Origin of the sequence: Nostoc sp., from assembly GCF_036916655.1 — a bacterium.
Lineage (GTDB): Bacteria > Cyanobacteriota > Cyanobacteriia > Cyanobacteriales > Nostocaceae > Nostoc.
In genome coordinates, this window is sequence record NZ_JBALFY010000019.1 from 185,345 (window position 1) to 203,247 (window position 17,903).

The following is a 17,903-nucleotide window of genomic DNA, read 5'->3' on the forward strand; positions in this document are numbered from 1 at the left end:
TTCGGTCAGTCTGCGTCAGAAAACAATTTACCAACTTGCGCCAAATCTACATTCCCACCACTGATGATGACACCAATTTTCGCCTCTGGTGCTGTCACTACACCACCTTCGAGTAAGGCGGCGGCGGCGAGGACTCCAGTGGGTTCAACGACAATTTTTAGACGTTCCCACAAGAAAAACATGGTGCGAAGAATCGCCTCTTCTGATACCGTCACCATATCATCGACGTAATGCAGCACTAAGGGGAAAGTAATTTGACCAAGGCTAGGAGTTCGCGCACCATCGGCGATGGTATTGGGATTTTTGACAGTTTGTAGGGTTTTGGTGTGAAAGGATCTAGTAGCATCGTCGGCGATCGCTGGTTCTACCCCGATTACTTTACAATTGGGTAAAAGTGACTTGGCTGCGATCGCACTTCCTGAAAGTAATCCGCCACCGCCACAACAAACTAATAGTAAGTCCAACTCACCAACTTCTTGAATCAGTTCTAAAGCAGCTGTCCCCTGTCCAGCGACGACATGAGGATGATCGTAAGGGGGAATCAGTGTCAAAGAGCGATCGGTTGCTAAACTTTGGGCTAATTCTTCTCGGTTTGTTTCTTGGCGATTGTATAAAATTATCTCTGCACCATAACCACGAGTGGCAGTTTGTTTGACAGTGGGTGCATCATCAGGCATGACAATGGTGGTGGGAATATTAAGGAGTTTACCAGCTAGAGCGATCGCTTGGCCATGATTTCCTGATGAATAGGTGATAACGCCTGTTTGTTTTTGTGCTATTGATAGTTGGGCTAGAGCATTGTATGCACCTCTAAATTTAAATGCCCCTGTGCGTTGAAAATTTTCGCACTTAAAAAATACCTGGCTATTGGTGCGATCGTTAACGATTCTAGAAGTCAGTACAGGTGTGCGGTGGGCAATCCCTAAAATTCGCTCTTGTGCTGCTTGCACGTCAGTTATAGTAACAGAATTATGCTGTGACATTGATAACAATATTAAATATATTTGCTCTTGTTGATATAGATACAGATTTTTATATTTGCGTTTAATATGCTTGATCGAGGCATATTAAATTTCAGGTGGATAGCATCATTTATTGTCCTCATAAAATTAGTTGTAGCAAACATTATATATTGCTGTAACTAGTTTTTTGAAGAAGAATTCAGAAGTCAGAATGGGCTAAATGCCCCGCTATCGCTAACAGGAGTCAGAATTAAGACGCTCGTTCGCGTAGCGTGTCGCAGACAAGACTCGCTTGCCGTCGGCGCTATTCGTCAGTCATATAGAAAACATTGCTGAATTCTGACTCCTGACTCCTGAATTCTGTTCGATAAAGCTTAAATTAATTATCACCTTACTCCTTTTGGCAACATGAATAAAACATCCGAAATTCGGCAAAAAAAAACTGCTCTCATTACCGGAGCGGCTAGTGGAATAGGTTATCAATTAACCCAGATTTTTGCTCGTCATAGTTATAATCTTGTGCTAGTGGATAAGAATGAACAAAAACTTAATGAAATTATAGATGAATTTCCGCAAAAATTTGGCATTTTTGTCAAAATTTTCGCTAAGGATTTATCTATACCAACATCTCCAAAAGAAATTTTTACAGAACTACAGCAAGCATCGATCAAGGTTGATGTGCTGGTTAACAATGCTGGCTTTGGTACTTATGGAGCATTTACCGAAACAGACCTCAACACTGAACTGAAAATGCTACAGGTAAATATCGTCAGCCTAACTCATTTAACTAAGTTATTCCTGAAGGATATGGTCGAGCAAAACTATGGAAAAATATTAAATGTGGCCTCTGCGGCTGCTTTTCAACCAGGGCCACTAATGGCAGTTTATTTTGCCACTAAAGCCTATGTCTTATCATTTTCAGAAGCGATCGCTAATGAATTAGAGGGCACTGGTGTCAGCGTGACTGTTCTTTGTCCAGGGCCAACAGCATCGGAATTCCAGCAAACTGCTGCAATGGAAAATTCCAAGATTGCTAGCGTTAAGAGAATGATGGATACGGCAACCGTCGCGAAAATTGCTTATCGAAGCTTAATGAAAAATAAAACTGTTGTCGTTCCTGGTATGACAAATAAGATATTGAGTGAAAGTGTCAGATTTACACCCAGAAATTTAGTGACAAAAGTTGTCAGAAGTATGCACGAACTTAAAAAAAATCGGTAGTTCCATCGGGAGCATCCCAATTTTGCCAGAATATGGGGATTGGGGATTGGGGATTGGGGACTGGGGACTGGGGACTGGGGATTGGGGACTGGGGACTAGGAAGAGTTTTCTTCTTGTGCGAACGCTGCGCGAACAAAATTTGCGTAGTGGTCTGAATCCCCGAACAATTTTCCCAGTCCCTAATCCCTAATCCCCAGTCCCTTTTTTAACCGTTTTTATACGTAGAGAATATATTTTTCTACGTATTTTTTATGAAAAAAAGATTTATGTCAATGTATATTTCCGCATTTTTTTGGGAATCCTAAATTTGAGGAAGCATAAAAACCACAAACTATGACTTCCTGAAATATCACGTAACTTTTAGAGGATAATTATGTCTCAACGCAAATTGCCCAAAGGCCGTAGTGTTAGTTCAGTTGCTCTAGAACCAGAAGTTGCGATCGCAGTTATTGGACTTTTTTCCGCAGCTGCCGATGGTGAAGGTATTTCTTCAACCGAAGAATATGCTTTAAGTGAATTTCTCAGTCGGGTTGGCTTATTTGAAGATTATTCTGACGATGACTTTGAAGAACTAACCGAAAAAGTCGTCAGCTTGATTGAAGAAGAAGATCCAGAAGATTTAATTGCCCAATCCGTCGAATCCTTACCCAATAGAGATTATCGCGAAGCTGCATATATCACAGCAATCTTAGTAGTAGGGATTGATGAAGAAGTACCCGAAAGTGAACAAGATTATATCTCTGAGCTTCAGGAAGCCTTAAAGATTTCAGACGAACGCGCACAAGAACTTATAGACGGAGTATTCGGGGAAGACGAAGACGAAGACGAAGATGAAGATGAATAAGAGTATTAATTTACTCCCATCCAACTAAGGTATTATCATCAAGTAGTTTTAATAACTATCTGATGACTAGGAAAATTTCTCTTAGCTTGATGCTGCTGTTTCTGGGTACTCAAATCGGTGTTACCCTGCCAGCAGCTAAAGCACAAACCCCAGTTGCACCAGCAACTACCACAAAATCAATTTGCTCTACCCAACTGGGAACAGCCATAGATGCTGTAATCAATCGTCCCTTATTTAGTCGGGTGCGTTGGGGAATCTTGGTACAACCCCTGTCAACCGGACAAATTCTTTATAGTCGAGATGCCGAGAAGTATTTTACTCCCGCGTCTAATCTCAAATTGCTGACAACAGCAGCAGCATTGCAAACATTGGGTGCTAATTTTCGGATTCGCACCTCTATTTATCAGAATGGTAATGGTGTTTTAAGTGTTGTCGGAAGGGGAGATCCTAGCTTAAGTGATACTCAACTACAAGCATTAGCACAGCAGCTAAAACAGAAAGGTATTACCCAAATTCAGCGGTTGATTGCTGATGATAGTTATATTCAAGGGGATATTGTTAACCCCACCTGGCAATGGGAAGATGTGCAGTCAGACTATGGCACACCAGTCAGCAGCTTTATTCTCAATCAAAATATTTTTAGTTTAAAACTTGTACCGCAGGCTGTAGGTAAACCTTTGCAAGTCGTGTGGATTGATCCTGGCGAGGCAAAACAATGGCGGATAATTAATCAGTCAGTAACCGCTGCCCAAAATCAACCAAGCTACGTTAATGTTACCCGCGAATTATCAGGAACAACATTACGAATTCAAGGACAACTGACAACGAATTCTGAACCATCTTTAGTAGATTTGCCTGTAGTTGATCCTAATTATTATTTCTTACGACGCTTCCGTAGTGCTTTGGCAACAGAAAAAATTACTTTGGGACAAACATTAGTAGTAAGTGGTGGTGTTCATCAAGAGGAAATAGCATTCGTAGAATCGCCACCTTTATCTGAATTATTAATGGAAACTCTTCAGAATAGTAATAATCTTTATGCTGAAGCACTCCTGAGAGCGTTAGCTGTGAAAAAAACTAGAGTGAAAAATCAGACTAGTGCTGATGTCGGTTTGGAAGTTGTCAAAGCCAGTTTAACTAAATTGGGAGTTGATCCAGTAAATTATATTTTAGTGGATGGTTCGGGTTTGTCTCGTCGCAATCTAGTGACACCAGAAGCTTTCGTACAAATTTTGCGAGCGATCGCAAAAACACCAACCGCATATATCTATCGTGCATCTTTACCCTTAGCGGGTAAAAGTGGAACTCTCAAGGGTCGTTTTCAAGATACACCTGCTGAGGGAATTGTGCAAGCAAAAACAGGTACGTTAAATGGTGTCGTTTCTCTATCTGGATATATAAATGCACCAAAGTATGAGCCGCTGGTTTTTAGTATTATCGTCAATCAGTCGGATCAGTCTGCAACAGTTGTACGCCAGGCAATTGATGAAGTTGTTGTGTTGTTAACGCAATTGCATCACTGTTAATATGATACTTTTCACTCTTAAATTTTTTCATGCCAGCCAAAATTTTACCACCGCCCTTGAAATCTGGAGACTTACTACGAGTAATTGCCCCTAGTGGTGCTTTGCGAGAATTTGAGGCATTTGAACGGAGTCTAGAAATTTGGCGATCGCGCGGTTATCAATTAGAAATCAGTCCTCAGATAGATGATAAATGGGGCTATCTAGCTGGGACAGATGAAACCCGTCGTCACCAGCTAGCAGCAGCATGGCAAGATCCTGATTGTCGTGGTATCCTTTGTGCCAGAGGCGGTTTTGGTAGCACTCGCATCTTAGAAAATTGGAATTGGTCAAACTCAGGGCTTCCCAAATGGCTCATCGGCTTTTCTGATATCACCGCTTTATTATGGAGCCTTTATACAGCAGGTATTTCCGGCGTTCATGGCCCGGTAATGACGACTTTGGTAGATGAGTCCGATTGGTCAATTGAGCGATTATTTGATTGGTTAGAAAGTAGTTCTTTCACTCCTCTCAAAGGTTACGGTTGGGGTGGTGGCGTAGTTACTGGCACTTTGTTACCAGGTAATCTCACGGTGGCTACTCACCTTTTGGGTACACCAATTCTACCAAATTTAGATGGTGTAATTTTGGCGTTGGAAGATGTTACCGAAGCACCTTATCGCATCGATAGGATGCTGACACAGTGGCGCTTGAGTGGGGCTTTGTCTCAAGTCTGCGGTATTGCTTTGGGTGGTTTTACTCGCTGTGAAGCACCACCCACTATATCTAGTTTTAGTGTAGAAGAAGTATTGCGCGATCGCTTAGGTGATTTGGGGATTCCTGTTGTCTCCGATTTACCTTTTGGCCATGATAGTCCCAATGCAGCCTTACCGGTGGGTGTAGAGGTAACTTTAGATGGGGATGCGGGAATATTAGCGATCGCGCATCCACATTAAGTTAAAATCAGATCCGCTGAATAAAAAAATGAGTGTATCAAAAGTTTCTTTTGGTAGCATTTCTATATAACAACTATAGATAGTGTAAAGTATTACATGTTTGAACGCTTGTATGATTATTCAAGGAAAACGTGATTGATGGATAAAAACTTAATAATTGATGTCGGCGTTCACACAGGTGAAGATACAGAATTTTACTTAAAAAAAGGCTTTCGGGTTGTTGGTATTGAAGCTCATCCTAAGCTTTACGAAGCTACAAAAAAGCGACTAAATTTATATATAGAAAAGGGTCAACTTACCCTCTTAAATATTGCTATATCATCAAAAGATGATCTGGTCACGTTTTACGCCAACTTGGAGAGAAGCTTTTGGGGTACAACTTCACCAGATTGGGCTATTCGGAACAAAAGCTCTTTTGATGCACCTTCTATTGAGATAACTGTAGAAGGGCGCAGATTTGAAAGAATTTTAGAGGAGTTTGGCATTCCCTACTATCTCAAAGTAGATATTGAAGGTGCTGATTTATTATGTATACAGGCATTACGGCAGTTTAATACTAAACCACAGTTCTTATCTATAGAATCAACCAAGACTTCTTGGAAAGAACTGCTGGAAGAATTTGCGCTGTTAACAGAACTGGGTTATCACAAATTCAAAGCCATCAGTCAAGGGCACGTACCTAAACAAATCTGCCCTTCACCAGCACGAGAAGGTCAATATATCCCACATCAGTTTGAATATGGCGCTAGCGGACTTTTTGGTGAAGAAACCCCAGGTTAATTGGCTTTCTGAAAGTGAAGTAATCAAAGTCTACAAAGGCATTTTTTGGACTTATAAAATAATCGGAGTGAATGGAATTATTTACCGGTTCCCCATAGGTAAAATTTTCCTAGACAAGCTTAAAATCCAGGAACCTTGGTACGATACTCATGTTAGTTTATAAACACAGTATTTGATCCTGACACGTAAAAACTACTGTGGGGCTTGAGTTAGAGGATGTTTCAAAAGCATTAGGCGAATAGAATGAGACTGTTAGCAAATTAATAAGGGGTCTAACCCATCATTCCTCATTACTCTAATTTCAGTCCGTTTCAACGGACTTTAGCTATTAGCCCCAAATTTATTTCAGGGCGGGAAAGCAACGCCAAACCAATATTTTAGGGGTTAGGGGTCAAACCCACCGTGAATTGACCAAGAGGCAGGGGAGAAAGATTCGCTCATTTCCCCTGCCATTAGGGTTTCAAGCCCCTAAATTTATTAACCCACGGAGGTGGGTAAAGTCTCGTGTAGCCGCGATTTCTAATCGCCTCTTAAACTCAATCCCATTTCCGGTAGCAACGAGCTGTACAGTAATAAGGGTGAAAAACTTCCAAGAATTTGCTCTGAATCGTCCTGTAGAAAGTCTCTACTACTTGAGGATCATCAATGTGAAAAGGATAATCTTGATTAAAGCCTTTAAAGAAATACCAATTCAAGATTGTTTTACCACTTGGTGTCAGCGCTTGATGAAACTTTAGTAACTGTTGAGTGGGGTCTGACAAATGTTCTAAAACATCAAAAGAAATGATAGTATCAAAAGTCTCTTTTTCAGGCATTTCCAAGTAAAAACTCATTTTGTGGCTCAAGCCCATCTGTTCTGCTCGATAACGCACAAAATCATAATGAATAGGATTAAGATCGCAATATATCACTTGCTCAACCTGTGGACAAAGGGCAGCATTAAGTGCATGAGTGCCAATCCCGCCGCCAAAATCTAACACCCGACCTTGAGCATGATCTACAATCAAATGTAACGTGTTTTCAATATTTTGACTTTGTTCTAGATGCCAAGCTCCTAACTCAAATAAATAAACCTCTCCCACTTGTTCGCGATAAAAGTCTGTTGCTTTTTCCCAATCAAAATCTTTATGGCCTAACTCGGCCATTTCTTCTTGTCCCGTTGCTAACCTTTTTTCTAGTGTTTCTGAATCTAAATGCAAAAAATCCTGTAGATGCTGTTTTAAGTTAAATGAATTTTGCCAATAATCGCTTAAGAAAGCTGGAGCGAGATGCTTAACCATGATTTTAATTAACTATTATCATTAACTCAATATTTTATATCTTAAACTGAATCAATCTTTTATACTTACTTTTTTTCAAGAACCTAAGATTGATGCAATCTGGAAACGATAATTATGCCATTAAACATATAATTAGGTGATTTATTAAAGGCAATTGCCCCTAGTACAACACGGCGTAAATAAACCACCTATTCTCAATCAATGAAAAGCTTACGGTGTATTTATTTTGAATTTTGAATCCCGCCTTGCGGTACTAGTGGGCTTTGCGAAAATTAGAAGTATTTACAGGGTAGAGAAAGAGAGGCGATCGCATGGTTATAATTGTATTTCAGTCATAACCTACAATTTGCGCTCAAAAATTCAGCTATTTCTGTATCACCACCAAATAATCACGTTCCAGATAAAAGTTGTTTCCATCTGGCATAGACTCTTTAATCACAGTCATCTGTGCCTTTTCTATAAGCCACTTAATTGCCTCTGGTGAAGTTGTATAATACAATTGTTCACTATCTGCTTTGCTGCAAAACCTTGTCCAACCATTTGGTGTGGTTATACTACTGGTATGAATAAAAGCTCTCCCACCCTTGTTGAGTATTTTATAAATACTGTTTAAATATTTCCAAATTGTTGGTAAATCCAAATGTACAAAAACATCGAAAGAATATATGAAATCAAATTTTTCACCCAACCCGGCTTCAAATTCAGAGTTTTCCATTAAATGAAACTCTACCTGAGGATAGTGTCCAATCCTTTATTTTGCCTTATCTAGCATTGCTGGCGCTACATCAAAACAGTATAGCTTTTCGACATTTTCAACTACTTTGGCTGCGATTCTAGCACCACCAACACCTATCTCTGCGACTGTGCTATTTTTAGTTAAAAATGGGAAAATATATTCACTAATAATTTCTTCCACATCTTCTGCTGTCCCCCATTCATCACCTAAATAACTTATGGAAGAATCTTTTTCAGGCTGTGAAATTTGATCGTTAGGAATTTGAAAATTATATTTACTCCACTGTTCAGCATACTCGTTCCAGAAGTTTCTATTAATTTCCAAATTTGACGGCTGCATTGATAAATACTGTAGTAGGGATAACAGGCAGTAATAGTACCACAGTTGAGAGAGCCAGAGCAAATTTCAATCTTAGCTATAGGTTGCCAAATGCGATTAATCAGCAGGTGTAGCGGTTCTCGTTCACATAAGGTAAGCCTATAGAGGCAATGCCCTGTGCATTGGTGTCAACTTAACATGAAACCGCACGTCCGCCAGGGATTGTAAATCCCTATCTCATAGCTAAAGTCATCTGAAAGATGACTAAAATATCGCCAAAAATCCCTAGTCTACTTCAGTAGACTTAAGCTATTAGCCCGAAAATTTATTTCCGGGCGGGCATGGAAGCCGACAGATAAGGAAGGTATTTCCAGCTTAAGTTGACACCAATGTGCCCTGCGGGAAGCCGCAACTCTTGGAGACGCACTCGCGTTCGCGTCTACATGAATTGCCCTTACACCTTGCGATATAATTTTATACCGCACTTGAGTGGGAACCGATATAAGCACTTGTAATTGTGTAGACACGCCCACTAATCTAGGCTATAGTCCCGAAAGGAAAATAAGGTAAATGCCATCTTTAGGACAATAATGTTTAAGTAATGTTTTATAAAGTCTGTAAAATTGCCTGAGGCAGTCAACCAGTAAAGTATAAATCACGGTAAAATCTACTTACCTTTACTGTACAGCAAGTATTGTGCGATGCCTTCTCTACGAGACGCTCCGCGAATGGTGCGTGTAGCTATCTTTAGTGAATAAATCACAAATAGCATCATTATTTGGTTGTGATGCTCAACTGTCAGTGTGAACAATTTTCAACTAGTTACAAATTGAACATCTAAACTCTTATGAGTCCTATTGTCTTTGACTTCAGTCCCGAAACTTCAGTTATACTTTGTACCTACAACCGAGAAAAATATTTGAATACTTGCATCAATAGTGTCCTTGAGCAAACTTTTAAAGATTGGGAACTGTTGGTAGTTGATGATGGTAGCCAAGATAATACTTTTGAAATTGTCAATCCATATTTGCAAAAATTTAATAATATACGTTATTTAAAACACCAAAATAAAAAATTAGGGTACTCTAAAAACGCCGGAGTTCAAGCTTCCTTTGGCAAATACATCACATTTATTGATAGCGATGATACATATAAAACCAATCATCTGGAGTCGCGACTTAGATACATGCAGGCTAATCCAGAAATTGACTTGATAGAAGGAGGATTTTTTTCTGAAGAAGAGATTTTTGTCGCCGATTATTTTCAACCAGGTAAAATCATTAACTTACGCGAATGTGTTTTAGGCCCGACATTTTTTGGTAAGAGGCGAGTATTTTTTGAATTGCAGGGATTTAATAATATTCCCTATGGAGAAGATACAGACTTTTGGAAACGAGCAGAAAAAATTTTCAAAACTCAAAAAGTTACAGAACCACAAACCTACGTTTATACAAGAGCAGAAACGAGCATTACCAAGGATGTTTTGGAACAGCGCTCATTAACCTAAAAACTTGAATTCGGTTTATCGTGCAGAATTCAGAATGGGCTAAACCTTAGCTATCCGCGAACAGAATGAATTCTGTAAGATTAGCGGATAGCGAGTATTTTCGAGTCGCGTCTTGATTCTGACTACTGAATTCTTCTTCGACTCTATTCACTCAGTATAATGCTACCTGCAACTATGCATATTTGTCATATAGTTTTGAATAACATTGGTGGAGCGCCAAAAGTTGCTGATTCGCTAATTTCTTCTCAGTCCAAAGCTGGCTACGAAGTTTCTACTGTGGTGCTTACTGTTCTAGAGTCACAATGGATAGTATCTTTTAAAGCAGCCAAAACTGTGATTGTGATGAAAGTTGCAGGGACTCTATTTATTATTGGGGGAATGATACACCAAATATGGGTAGCAATAAAATTAAGCAGGGTGATTGCTGAACAAAAACCGGATATTATTGTTTGTCATACTGCATTTATTACTAAACTCTTTTATCTATCTAAATTCATTCCTGGCAGTTTCTCTGTTCCCTATATTAGCTATATTCACAGCGATTATATTTCTGAATCACAGGTTGAACGTAAAACAAATCCCATTAGCGCCTTGATTCAAAACTTATTTACCAGTTTTACTAACAAAATTGATATGCTTGCGCTTCAGCAAGCTAGTGGATTAATATTTGTTTGCAATTCTCTCTATCAAAGATTAGTAAATATTGGGTTAAAGCATCATCGAACTGTAATATCGTATAATCCAGCTATAGATGATATTAATAACCAACCTCTTCATCCTACAGCCAAATCTTGGTTGAACAATTCGCAGTTGATTACCTTTGTATGTGCTTCTAGATTTCACCATCAAAAAGACCATAAAACCTTACTCAAAGCATTTGCTAAAGTTAGTGAAAATCACTTAAATATTCGGCTAATTTTGTTAGGGGAAGGTGATTTAGAGACAGAGATACAAGCTCTAGCAAAGTTTTTAGATATTGATGAAATTGTGCTGTTTGCGGGTTCTGTTCTCAATCCTAGAGCTTATTTCTCACTGTCTAGAGCAGTTATACTTGCTTCCCATTTTGAAGGCTTACCACTGGTTCTTGTAGAAGCTGTAGCTAGTGGGGTAACATTTATTGCTACTGATTGCCCAGTTGGCCCACGTGAGATTTCTGAAGTACTTAAATGTGGGACAATAATACCACCAAGTAATGTACATGCATTAGCAGCAGCCATTATTGACCATATAAAAACTCCTCAGGAGAAGATTGAACGCTCTGAGGAAATTGCACAATTATTTAGTGTGGCTAGCTGTGCTGAAAGATTAGAAGTTTTGATAAAGCAAGTTATTTCAGAATGAGTAAAAATCGAATAATATGCTATCTTACCTAATATTTATTTCTAAAGACTTTGTATGAATAATAATTTTTTAGCTCCTAAAATTAGAGATTTTTGGTGTTTATTGAGAAATTCGGCTCGGCAGTTTTTTATTTTAGGAATCATTGTAAGTTTGTGTCTGATATTTTTATCTAGTTGTCAGGGTATAAGGCAAAAGGAAGATGGGGTAATTCATCTAACACTATGGCACGCTATTAATCCCCCAGCAAATCGAGATATCTTTCAAAAATTAGTAGATAACTTTAATCATACTCATCCTAATATTCAGGTGCAATCTATATTTGAGAGTGAACCTCAATTACCAAAAATATTGACCTCAGTAGTTGCCAATGTGCCACCAGATATGCTGGCATTCCATCCTGAATATACAGGTCAATTTGTGGAATTAGGGGCAATTCGATCTTTAGAAGATTGGTTAGACAAATCGGCTCTCAAGTCAGACATTAGACCTAATCTACTGGAAGAAATGCAGTTAGATGGTCACATTTGGTCAGTACCAATGCACACCAGTAATATTGGGATTTTTTATCGTCCTAAACTTTTTGAAGCTGCGGGAATTACAGAATTACCCAAGACTTGGGATGAATTGAGACAAGTTGCCAAAAAATTAACTATAGACCGCAATGGCGATCGCCGCCCTGAACAGTATGGCATGTTACTGCCTTTAGGAAAAGGAGGATGGACTGTATTTAGTTGGTTCCCATTTTTACTTGGTGCTGAGGGAGAAATTGTGATTAATAATCGCCCCAATTTAATGAATGCGGGTGCGATCGCGGCCTTAAAATTTTGGCAAGACCTCATGAAAGATGGTTCAGTATTGCTTTCTGCCCCAGAACGAGGTTATGAAGAAGACGCTTTTATTGCAGGTCGTGTAGCGATGCAAATAACAGGCCCTTGGACTTTAATTATGAAGTCTGAGGTCGATCATCAAGTATTACCCATACCAGCAAGTGTCAGACCTGCGACAGTCACAGGTACCGGAAATTTATTTGTGATGAAGACCACACCAGCAAGAGAGCAAGCAGCACTCAAATTTTTAGAGTATGTTTTGAGCGAGGAATTCCAAACCGAATGGTGTATAGGGACGGGTTTTTTGCCAGTTACTCTCACATCAGCTCAAAGCAAAGCTTATCAGCAATTTATCACCGAAAAACCAATGTTAAAAGTGTTTTTTGACCAACTACCTGTAGCACGTTCTCAACCGATTATTGCTGGATATAGCCGTATTTCTGACAGTCTTGGTCGAGCGATAGAAGCGACATTGCTAGGAGAGTCTGCTGAAAAAGCTCTCAAGATAGCACAAGAGCGTTTAGAACTGATTTGGGATGACAAATAAATGGGACTGGGTATTGGGTACTATCGATAAAAGTCATGAAGAAACTCTAGTTTTGGGATGTAAATTTCTTTTCAATGTACACAAACCAATTGCTGGTATGGCTCCGAGAATCGCTGCTGTCAGTCCTTGTCCACTCCAATATAGTATGGGAGTACGGTAGGTTTCTGGAATCAAATTTTGCACAATAAAAAGCAACCAAACCAAAATAGTAATCAAGAAGAAAGAGATTGAGGGTAAAAAATTCCACCACCAAATGTCTGCTGTGTATCGCCTCAATACCAGCCATTGGCAAATTCCTAGCCAAATACCAGAAATAATATAAGCGATCGCAAATAGAAATCCCAAAATAAAAGTTTCTTCAGGAGATGATGAGACAATGGTTGAAATATACTTAATCCAGGCTGTAGAAACGCCATTGGCAATCAGCCAGCCGATGCTAGTAGCAAATAGCCACTGCCAACCCGGTAAATATCTGTAAAGAACAAGGCTCTGGTCAGCAGCGAAAATTACGGCAAATACAACATTACTGAGACTTCTGACCAAAATGCTCCATGTTTGTGCTTGGGTGACAATATTAGATGAGAGGTTGTGGAGAATAATTTTCTCTAAAGCAATACTGGCAACGCCACCCACAACCCATCCAATGAGAGTCATTAAGGTAAACTGAATAAAGAACCTCTGTCGCTGCGATCGCGGAATCAAATACTTTCCTGGATTAGGCTCGTTACTAGCAGATGCAAGATGGTCGGGACTGTTAGAGTCAGTTTGCATAGGGAGTTAGGGGGACTGGGGATTGGGGACTGGGGGATTGGGGACTGGGACTAGGGGATAAGGATAATAACCATACCTAATTCCCAATTCCCAATCCTCAGTCCAATATTGATTCTTGTTTTATCCTATTTTTTACTCCTCAGTCCCCAATTAATTCCTAGTCCCCAATCCCTAGTCCCCAGTCCCCAATCCCCAATCTCTAATCTCCAAACCTGCTGAAAAAGCGTAATCCCGGAATGATAAGCTAAACAGTGGCATAAAAGTTGTGACTTAGGATGAAGTGATAAATGAGTGTTTATTCAACAACTCCTCATCTCTTACGGGCTGCTCGTGGTGAAGTAGTAGATCGTCCCCCTGTATGGATGATGCGACAAGCTGGACGATATATGAAAGCATATCGAGACTTAAGAGATAAGTATCCTTCGTTTCGCGATCGCTCGGAAATTCCAGATGTAGCAATTGAAGTTTCCTTGCAACCGTGGAAAGCTTTCCAACCAGATGGAGTAATTTTATTTTCTGATATTGTCACCCCATTACCTGGTTTGGGTATTGACATGGACATCGCGGAAGGTAAAGGGCCAATCATTCATTCACCCCTCCGCACTCAAGAACAAATTGATAATTTGCATCCCTTAGAACCAGAAGCAGCGCTACCATTCATCAAAACGATTTTGCAAGCGCTGCGTTCGGAAGTAGGCGATAAGTCAACGGTGTTGGGCTTTGTGGGTGCGCCGTGGACGTTAGCAGCTTATGCAGTAGAAGGAAAAGGTTCTAAAACCTATTCCATCATCAAAAATCTGGCATTCTCAGATCCGACGATATTGCATCAACTGTTAGCTAAATTAGCAGATGCGATCGCCATTTATGCCCGCTACCAAATTGACTCTGGCGCTCAAGTTATCCAAATGTTCGATTCTTGGGCAGGTCAATTAAGCCCTCAAGATTATGATACCTTTGCTCTCCCCTATCAGCAGAGAGTTTTCCAGCAAGTCAAGCAAACCCATCCCGAAACACCTTTGATTTTGCTAGTTAGCGGTAGTGCGGGTGTGTTGGAAAGAATGGCACAATCTGGCGCTGATATTGTCAGTGTAGACTGGGCTGTAGATATGGCAGATGCACGAGCCAGATTGGGTAAGCAAGTCAAAGTTCAAGGAAATCTTGACCCAGGCGTGTTATTCGGCTCTAAACAGTTTATCCGCGATCGCATCCTTGATACCGTTCGCAAAGCTGGCAATTGGGGTCATATTCTCAATCTCGGTCACGGTGTCCTCCCAGAAACTCCCGAAGAAAATGTCGCTTTCTTCTTTGAAACCGCAAAGGAATTGAATCTTGCAGGAGTTAAGGGTTAGGAGTCATCCAATTTTAGATTTTAGATTTTAGATTTTAGATTTTTACTTCAATCCAAAATCCAAAATTCAAAATCTAAAATTTTCAGAGTAGATCCTGATTTGGAACTTTTAACTTTATTCTTTACTCTTTAGTTTTAACTCCTAAATTTTGAAAAATTCTCTATGAGCCAGAAACGGATTTTAGTAACTGGTGCAAGTGGTTGTGTAGGTCATTATTTAACAGAAGCCTTAATTAAGGAAACAGATTGCGAACTGTATCTACTAGTTAGGAACCCAAGCAAACTGCAAATTGATACCAACGCACGTTCAGGTATCAACGTTTTACAAGGTGATATGCAGAATATTCGCCAGTTTGCTGATTTGCTATCCACAATTGATACGGCGGTACTCACAGCCACAGCTTGGGGCGGTGATGAGACATTTGATATTAATGTCGTCAAGACTATAGAGTTGCTAGAACTACTAGATCCAGAACGTTGCCAACAGGTAATTTATTTTTCGACAGCCAGCGTTTTGGATCGGTACAATCAACCATTAAAAGAAGCCGGCGAAATTGGGACAGATTATATCCGTTCTAAATATGAGTGCTTAGAGAAAAAAGAAAAATTAGCGATCGCACCCAAAATTACCACAGTATTTCCCACTTTAGTATTGGGTGGTGATGCCAATAAACCCTATTCTGCTGTCACATCTGGCATTCCAGAAGTGACGAAATATATTAATTTGATTCGCTTTTTGCAAGCAGATGGCAGTTTTCACTTTATCCATGCACGAGATATTGCCACTGTTGTACGATATTTAATCGATCATCCTCCCGAAAACGATCAACCACGTCAGCTTGTTTTAGGTCAAGCACCGTTAACTGCTAATCAAGCAATAGAAGAACTTTGCGCTTATTTGGGCAAAAAGATTTACTTTGGTATTCCCATATCTTTGGCGTTGGCTAATTTGATTATTGTTCTGTTCCGCATTCAGATGGCCGCTTGGGATCGGTTTTGCATGAACTATCGGCATTTTACTTATGAAAAATTTATCAATCCCGATAGTTTCGGCTTGCCAAATTACTGTGCAACCATGAATGATGTTTTAAATATTAGTGGCGTTAAACCTTAGCCAGTAAGGGAGTTTATGCCTTCTTGGTATGATAAGCCAAAAACAATAATGAGCATTAACTTACTAGTAATTTATATTGCTGTGCGCCTAACGTCTCTTGTATCCAAACCAGAACTGCTATAGTTACCCCATTTTAGGTAAAAATATCAGTGGTAAAATAAAACAACTTTAATAAAAAGTCAATAACTCTTTATTTTCGTTAGAGTGGGATAACAATCAAAGTGTGAGGATTGATACTACATGCGAATCCTGTTAGTGTATCCGATATTTCCCAAAACCTTTTGGTCTTATGAAAAAATCTTGGAGTTAGTCGATCGCAAGGTTTTACTACCACCTCTAGGTTTAGTAACAGTAGCCGCGATTCTGCCCCAAGAATGGGAGTTCAAGCTAGTCGATCGCAACATCCGTCCAGCAACAGAAGCAGAGTGGGCATGGGCAGATGTAGTAATCCTCTCTGCGATGATTGTCCAGAAACAAGATTTACTTGAGCAAATCCAGGAAGCAAAAAAACGTGGCAAGCTAGTTGCAGTTGGCGGCCCCTACCCCACTTCTGTACCTCACGAAGTTGAAAATGTTGGCGCAGATTTTCTGATTCTGGATGAAGGGGAAATTACGCTGCCCATGTTTATTGAGGCAATTCAACGGGGTGAAACTTCTGGGACTTTCCGCGCCACAGAAAAACCTGATGTCACAAGCACACCAATACCCCGCTTTGATTTATTGGAATTGAATGCTTATGACATGATGTCGGTGCAGTTTTCGCGCGGGTGTCCCTTCCAGTGCGAATTTTGCGACATTATTGTTCTCTACGGGCGCAAACCACGCACCAAAGCCCCAGCCCAACTGTTAGCAGAGTTAGATTATCTCTATGAATTGGGTTGGCGACGGGGTGTGTTCATGGTGGATGACAACTTTATTGGCAACAAACGAAATGTAAAATTGTTGCTGAAAGAGTTAAAAGTCTGGATGGCAGAACATAAGTATCCCTTCCGATTTGACACGGAAGCATCAGTTGACTTGGCACAAGATGCAGAAATGTTGGAATTGATGGTTGAGTGCGGTTTCTCGGCGGTGTTTTTGGGAATTGAAACGCCGGATGAAGATAGTTTACAAATGACCAAGAAATTTCAAAATACTCGCAGTTCTCTAACTGAGGCGGTGCAAACCATCACCAAAGCGGGATTGCGCCCAATGGCTGGGTTTATTATTGGCTTTGATGGTGAAAAAGCAGGCGCAGGCGATCGCATTGTCCGCTTTGCAGAACTTGCTGCAATTCCTTCTACTACCTTTGCCATGTTGCAAGCGTTACCCAATACCGCCCTTTGGCATCGCTTGAAAAAGGAAGGACGACTGCGAGAAAACCAAAATGCCAATATTGCCAACATCAATCAAACAACATTGATGAACTTCGTCCCCACTCGTCCCCTAGAAGAACTTGCACGAGAATATATTGAGGCATTTTGTACTTTATACGACCCAGTGCAATACTTGGATCGTACCTACCGCTGCTTCTTAATGATGGGTTTGCCAAGTTGGAAAGCACCAGCAAAAATGCCAGAGTGGATTGTCGTGAAAGCCTTGCTGATTGTGATTTGGCGACAAGGCATCAAACGGGAAACCCGCTGGAAATTCTGGCATCATTTGTTCAGCATTCTCAAGCGGAACCCTGGAGTTGTTGAGCATTACATCTCTGCTTGCGCCCACAACGAGCATTTTCTAGAGTATCGCCAAATAGTCCGCGATCAAATTGAAAGCCAGCTAGCAGAATACCTAGCACAAGGTGCAGAAACGCCTTATGTGCTAGTGAAGGAAAAAACTGAGGAAAAAGCGGAAGCGGTAGTTAGTTAAG

At 40.2% G+C, this 17,903-nt stretch carries 16 protein-coding genes; 11 read left to right on the forward strand and 5 right to left on the reverse strand.

What is annotated here, in order from left to right; genetic code table 11:
- Positions 1 to 5: 5 nt before the first annotated feature.
- Positions 6 to 983: a threo-3-hydroxy-L-aspartate ammonia-lyase gene (locus V7L31_RS05055; protein ID WP_334695221.1), complete on the reverse strand. Its 978-nt coding sequence runs from the start codon at positions 981 to 983 to the stop codon at positions 6 to 8.
- A 387-nt stretch (positions 984 to 1,370) separates the two neighbouring features.
- Here V7L31_RS05055 and V7L31_RS05060 point away from each other — a divergent pair, with 387 nt between their 5' ends.
- The 5 genes from V7L31_RS05060 (at position 1,371) to V7L31_RS05080 (ending at position 6,265) form a co-directional block, all read left to right on the forward strand.
- Positions 1,371 to 2,183, forward strand: coding sequence for an SDR family NAD(P)-dependent oxidoreductase (locus V7L31_RS05060; RefSeq protein WP_334695222.1), 813 nt, complete (start codon positions 1,371 to 1,373; stop codon positions 2,181 to 2,183).
- Positions 2,184 to 2,556: 373 nt separating this feature from the next.
- On the forward strand, positions 2,557 to 3,027 hold the full coding sequence (locus V7L31_RS05065; RefSeq protein ID WP_334695223.1) for a tellurite resistance TerB family protein: 471 nt from the start codon (positions 2,557 to 2,559) through the stop codon (positions 3,025 to 3,027).
- 62 nt (positions 3,028 to 3,089) lie between these two features.
- The gene (gene dacB / locus V7L31_RS05070; protein WP_334695224.1) at positions 3,090 to 4,553 is read left to right on the forward strand and encodes a D-alanyl-D-alanine carboxypeptidase/D-alanyl-D-alanine endopeptidase; all 1,464 of its coding nucleotides are present in this window, start codon (positions 3,090 to 3,092) and stop codon (positions 4,551 to 4,553) included.
- Between the two features lie 29 nt (positions 4,554 to 4,582).
- Positions 4,583 to 5,485, forward strand: coding sequence for a S66 peptidase family protein (locus V7L31_RS05075; protein ID WP_334695225.1), 903 nt, complete (start codon positions 4,583 to 4,585; stop codon positions 5,483 to 5,485).
- 138 nt (positions 5,486 to 5,623) lie between these two features.
- Positions 5,624 to 6,265 (forward strand): FkbM family methyltransferase, encoded by a 642-nt coding sequence (locus tag V7L31_RS05080; RefSeq protein ID WP_334695226.1) that lies wholly within the window; start codon positions 5,624 to 5,626, stop codon positions 6,263 to 6,265.
- A gap of 536 nt (positions 6,266 to 6,801) precedes the next feature.
- Here the strand turns inward: V7L31_RS05080 and V7L31_RS05085 are convergent.
- From V7L31_RS05085 to V7L31_RS05095, 3 genes are all read right to left on the reverse strand, one after another.
- The gene (locus V7L31_RS05085) at positions 6,802 to 7,545 is read right to left on the reverse strand and encodes a class I SAM-dependent methyltransferase (RefSeq protein WP_334695227.1); all 744 of its coding nucleotides are present in this window, start codon (positions 7,543 to 7,545) and stop codon (positions 6,802 to 6,804) included.
- Positions 7,546 to 7,909: 364 nt separating this feature from the next.
- On the reverse strand, positions 7,910 to 8,260 hold the full coding sequence (locus tag V7L31_RS05090) for a class I SAM-dependent methyltransferase (protein WP_334695228.1): 351 nt from the start codon (positions 8,258 to 8,260) through the stop codon (positions 7,910 to 7,912).
- 36 nt (positions 8,261 to 8,296) lie between these two features.
- The gene (locus V7L31_RS05095) at positions 8,297 to 8,620 is read right to left on the reverse strand and encodes a hypothetical protein (protein ID WP_334695229.1); all 324 of its coding nucleotides are present in this window, start codon (positions 8,618 to 8,620) and stop codon (positions 8,297 to 8,299) included.
- 826 nt (positions 8,621 to 9,446) lie between these two features.
- Here V7L31_RS05095 and V7L31_RS05100 point away from each other — a divergent pair.
- From V7L31_RS05100 to V7L31_RS05110, 3 genes are all read left to right on the forward strand, one after another.
- Positions 9,447 to 10,106, forward strand: a complete 660-nt coding sequence (locus V7L31_RS05100; protein ID WP_334695230.1) for a glycosyltransferase family 2 protein — start codon at positions 9,447 to 9,449, stop codon at positions 10,104 to 10,106.
- A gap of 174 nt (positions 10,107 to 10,280) precedes the next feature.
- Entirely contained in the window at positions 10,281 to 11,447 is a 1,167-nt protein-coding gene (locus V7L31_RS05105; RefSeq protein WP_334695271.1) for a glycosyltransferase, read from the forward strand.
- Between the two features lie 54 nt (positions 11,448 to 11,501).
- Positions 11,502 to 12,821, forward strand: a complete 1,320-nt coding sequence (locus tag V7L31_RS05110) for an ABC transporter substrate-binding protein (RefSeq protein WP_334695231.1) — start codon at positions 11,502 to 11,504, stop codon at positions 12,819 to 12,821.
- Between the two features lie 33 nt (positions 12,822 to 12,854).
- Here V7L31_RS05110 and V7L31_RS05115 read toward each other — a convergent pair whose 3' ends face one another.
- Positions 12,855 to 13,592 (reverse strand): hypothetical protein, encoded by a 738-nt coding sequence (locus V7L31_RS05115; RefSeq protein ID WP_334695232.1) that lies wholly within the window; start codon positions 13,590 to 13,592, stop codon positions 12,855 to 12,857.
- Between the two features lie 287 nt (positions 13,593 to 13,879).
- Here V7L31_RS05115 and hemE point away from each other — a divergent pair, with 287 nt between their 5' ends.
- From hemE to V7L31_RS05130, 3 genes are all read left to right on the forward strand, one after another.
- Positions 13,880 to 14,941: a uroporphyrinogen decarboxylase gene (gene hemE, locus V7L31_RS05120; RefSeq protein ID WP_334695233.1), complete on the forward strand. Its 1,062-nt coding sequence runs from the start codon at positions 13,880 to 13,882 to the stop codon at positions 14,939 to 14,941.
- Between the two features lie 162 nt (positions 14,942 to 15,103).
- The gene (locus tag V7L31_RS05125) at positions 15,104 to 16,054 is read left to right on the forward strand and encodes an NAD-dependent epimerase/dehydratase family protein (protein ID WP_334695234.1); all 951 of its coding nucleotides are present in this window, start codon (positions 15,104 to 15,106) and stop codon (positions 16,052 to 16,054) included.
- A 240-nt stretch (positions 16,055 to 16,294) separates the two neighbouring features.
- On the forward strand, positions 16,295 to 17,902 hold the full coding sequence (locus V7L31_RS05130; protein WP_334695235.1) for a B12-binding domain-containing radical SAM protein: 1,608 nt from the start codon (positions 16,295 to 16,297) through the stop codon (positions 17,900 to 17,902).
- Position 17,903 lies beyond the last annotated feature (1 nt).